The following is a 4,397-nucleotide window of genomic DNA, read 5'->3' on the forward strand; positions in this document are numbered from 1 at the left end:
TGCATCAATGTATGATACCAATCTTTATTTAGGAAATATAAAAGAGGAATATTCCCAAGAACTAATATCTGCATCGTAATAAATTCTCTTCTTGGTTCAAACACCATATTTTCAAGTTCTCCATTTACTACTCTCATATCAGACAATTTGCTTACAATTGGGGTTAATGTTGTCTTTAAACTTCTATCAAACTGACAAGCAATTAATGCATCACACCATTCATGAAACACTGCATTATCAATCCTTCCTTTCATTTCCCTTAAAGAAGCAATAACATCAGGATCTATTAGCTTTATCCTTGAAACAAATTCCCTAAAAACTGATAATGCCGGAGGATTTAAATAATTCATATTTTCTTCCACAGCAGTTAGAATATCTTCATTTCTTAAATATGCTGTTGTAATAATACTAAGTGCTGTTTCAAGTTCAGCTGAAATAGCCTTTTTAAAATGGGTTTGGGTAATACGAACATACCAAAAAGGGATAAACATAAAGCCTATTGCCATTACTGGAACTAAAAAAAGATTTCCGAGGATAATGGCAATTGATCCTCCTATGGCAAAAAGCAAAAGGGATAATGCACAAAGCATAGGAAATCTTTTCTCTCTCCCTGTTACTCTCAATACCTCCTGAACTTCCATTATTTCTCGCCTTAAAAAAGACATTTTCTTTCTCTTAGTAACTTCATTAATCTCATCTTTAATACTTTTAGGTTTATTCATTAGCTTTTTAAAGATATTATCCGTAAATTCCATTGGAGAGATATTAAACAAAATAAAAAAACCTGTAATCATTCCGATACAAGCCATTAACAAGATGGTACTCATATACTTTGTACCTCCTCCTTCTTAAGTTTTTCTATTGTATCAATTGGCATTCCATTTTCTAAAAACCTTTTACAGAGACTTTCTGAAATGCTATTAACCTGCTCATGATGACCTTTAATAATAAACCTCCCATCATCCATACGATTTTCTGTAATAATATATTGAAATAGTGGCCTATAGTTTCTGGTCCCATCAGGAAGGATTTCACATTCCATAATCTCCATCATTTTTCTTTCCTTATTTTCAAGTTGTTTGCAAAACACAATAATAGGATAGGCCTCAGTCACATATCCCATCAATGTTTCATCAGTCATATCCACTGCTCTTTTACAAAGGGACACCATCCTTCTATAGGTTGCCTCACAGGAGTTTGAGTGTATGGTTGTAAGAACAGCTACCCCTGTCCTTGCTGCTTCTTGTGCTGCGTTAGCCTCTGCTCCACGCATTTCTCCCACAACTATAATATCTGGATTAAATCTAAGGGACATATCAAGAAGTGTAATCTGATCTATTCTTTGTCTTTCATTTTCGCTATCTCGAGTTATTGTATGGATAACAGAATTAGTTACTCTACCATCTTTTTCACGGACTAGGGATAGTTCCCTTGAGCCATTTTCAATGGTGAATATTCGCTTATTATCTGGTATTGTAGTCAGTAGCCACCCTGCAACTGTTGTTTTACCTGAACTGGTTGCCCCTGCCACACAAACAGAAATTCCATAACGGATACATTCTGATAAAAAATCCAGCATAGGATTTGTTGCTGTACCTCCATTTACAAAATCTTCTTTTTTCATGTTCTGGGGATTCACAATACGAATAGAGGCTGCAATACCAACATCCTCATCTACGAGTGGTGTTTTTAATACTGCTATACGAATATTTTTAGACAAATGTCCAAGAACAGCAGGACTTGCATTATCAAGAACCATTCCAGATATATGGAGCATTCTCCTTATTACATTAATTGCGTGTTCTGGAGAATCAAAGTGTTCATCCAGCTTTTCACATCTTCCGTCAGAATACTGAACTTCAATATCCTTCCATGAATTGATATCAATCTCTTCAATTCCTTCTCCATGTATATACTTTGTTAAAAATCCAAACTCAGCCATTTCACTGTATAAGGCATCTATAAGTTCATTCCCACTCATTCCCTTTACTGAGATTCGGCTGTCCTGTACATATTTGGATATATATCTTTTTAAATGTTCCTTAGATTCTTTTATTGTTTCATCAGTAATAAGGATAGAATAATTATTTGAGATATACTCTTGAACATCTTTTAAGACTGTAGAAAAGTCTTTACCATCTGATTCTGGGGTAAAAAATAGAGAGTGGGTTCTGTTATCAGACCCCAACTCTCTTTGAGTTACCTTTTCTTCATTCACTTCCAATACCTTATTTATCTCTTCCGCTCCTTCTGTTTCCAACACTTCTACTACTAAATCTTCAGTAGTAGATATATCAATCACTAGTTCATCTTTTGCCTTATTTTCATTTACAAATGTTCCACTTTGTCGATTTTTTCCCTTTACAAAAACAGATTTATCTCTTTTTTTACCTAACACCCAAACACCTCCCTTGCAATCTTTTCTATTTCTTTTCTAAATGCCCTGCTATCCTTCATGGATAAATCTGCAAATAGATTTCCTGCAAGGTATTGTTCTTCAAGTTCCTGTGAATAGGGTAGTTTAAAAGCCACACTACCAAGAGCATGACTGATATGTTCAATGCTCTGTTGTGGCTTTAGATTTGAAGCTATCCTATACTGTTTATCTGCATCCCATTTGCTGTCGCGAAGAAGTGGCAATTGACTGGATAAATAACTGATGCTTTTTAAATCACAATTGGCCAGTCTTAATACTGAATCTGATTCCATTAAGGCAACTGCAGATAAAATATCATTTGCAATATAACTGCCACAATCGATAATAACAAATGGTGCTATTTTTCTAAGGTTTTCAATTAATTCCCTTACCTGTACTTCTGTATACGGGGGATAGGTATATTCATTTTCTCCTTTAAGCATTCCAAGGATTGTTAGATATGATAATCTCTTATGAGTAATCATATTGTGCTTAACAAGGGGCTCACTTACATGAGCTGCAGCTAAAATACTTCCCAAGGATTTTTCATATTCAAGATCTGACGGAGGACAAATACAAGGAAGCATAGGTGCTGTCATATCACATAAAACTAATACTACATTCTTTTTCTTATCTGCTAGATACTTGGCAATCTTTGTGGCTACGATTGTTTTTCCGCTTCCGGGACTTCCCCAAACAGCTAAAACGCCTCCATGAAGAATTCCCTCCTGTACCTTTTCTTCTGTCTTTCGTGTGAATATACCTTTCTTTTTAAAGTTCAGCAATTTACTCCACCCCACCCTCTGTTGTTTCCTCAATCTTACTTTCCTCAGCTTTATTTTCTTCTGGTACTTCCTCATCTATTTTTTCCTGTTCTTCTTGTTCTTCTGGATAAAGTTCTTTGATTATCTCTTCCTGCATATCAATAAACTGCCTTGTATTTTGTGGTGTTCCCCTATAGACCAGTGATAAATGCGGCCTAGAGTCTGACTCTAGTTCAGCAAGGATATTTCCTTGTTCTGGAGTTACAAGAAGGGTTACAGTTGATGGAAGTTCCCTTTCATCTCCAATTCCTTGTTCACCAGTGTTAGCATCATATCCTGATGAAGCTGTTACAGATATTACTTCTACATATTTAAGTTCTGATGGAATAACTGTTTCACCCTGCTTTTTATAATCAGGAGCAATGACAGACACTATATCTCCGCTTTGAAGCTTACCTGACAGGCCATTAGCAAAGCTTTTTATGGTAATGGATATTGCCTGTTTACTTCCATTAAGATTGTACAAATAAGCATTTTCAGCTGCTGGCATATCTGATAGCTTTGTATTTAGAATGTAATCCCCTATTCCTAAATCCGATGTGGCATACTTTCCAATAACATTATCCTTTGTACGAATAATATTTTCAGGCAAATTAAATCTACCTACTTCTATAACTTGAACCATGTCCTTTGTAATTTCATCCCCTGCTTTAATTTCCTTTACTACCCTTACAATCTCTGTTTTTTTGCTCATTCCCTTATTGAATAATGGTGTAAGTCCAAAGCATATAAGAAGTGATAATAAAATACATATCACTCCAATTACAGTTCTATTTTTAAAAAAACCCATATGATTTTCCTCCTAATTTATAAAGTATATAATCATAAAACCTAGCCCTAAAAAGGGAGCAAGTGGCATAGGAAGATTCCTAGCCACTTGCTTTTTCTTTATCTTAGATATTAGTACCAATGAAAAATAGAATAATACTAATAAACTAAGTCCTATTATTAACCCATAGATTCCTTTCCAAAATCCAAGGACAATGCCTACCGAGGCAGTTAATTTAATATCACCCCCACCAATACTGTTTTCTTTTAATACTGCTCCTAATAAAAATGGGATAGCAATAATTATCCCAAACAGATTTATAAAGCTAAACCTTAGAAGTCCTATTAATACAATAAATATACAGATTATATCTGGTATTTCCCTTTTT

Annotated in this window: 5 protein-coding genes; all 5 read right to left on the reverse strand. The window is 34.7% G+C overall.

Annotation, left to right across the window (positions count from 1 at the left end; genetic code table 11):
• Positions 1 to 827: type II secretion system F family protein (locus FYJ83_RS19220; RefSeq protein ID WP_154443107.1), on the reverse strand; the 827-nt coding region annotated here is incomplete at its 3' end.
• Entirely contained in the window at positions 824 to 2,398 is a 1,575-nt protein-coding gene (locus FYJ83_RS19225; protein WP_326828378.1) for a CpaF/VirB11 family protein, read from the reverse strand. The genes FYJ83_RS19225 and FYJ83_RS19220, both read right to left, overlap by 4 nt.
• Positions 2,392 to 3,201 (reverse strand): AAA family ATPase, encoded by an 810-nt coding sequence (locus FYJ83_RS19230; RefSeq protein WP_154443108.1) that lies wholly within the window; start codon positions 3,199 to 3,201, stop codon positions 2,392 to 2,394. Before FYJ83_RS19230 ends, FYJ83_RS19225 begins: the two co-directional genes overlap by 7 nt.
• A gap of 1 nt (position 3,202) precedes the next feature.
• Complete coding sequence (gene cpaB / locus FYJ83_RS19235; RefSeq protein WP_154443109.1) at positions 3,203 to 4,030, reverse strand: Flp pilus assembly protein CpaB; 828 nt, start codon at positions 4,028 to 4,030, stop codon at positions 3,203 to 3,205.
• Between the two features lie 12 nt (positions 4,031 to 4,042).
• Positions 4,043 to 4,397, reverse strand: a 355-nt coding sequence (locus FYJ83_RS19795) for an A24 family peptidase (protein ID WP_195838075.1), incomplete at its 5' end; no start/stop codon positions are given.

The sequence above is a fragment of the Tissierella pigra genome, assembly GCF_009695605.1.
GTDB classification, from domain to species: domain Bacteria; phylum Bacillota; class Clostridia; order Tissierellales; family Tissierellaceae; genus Tissierella; species Tissierella pigra.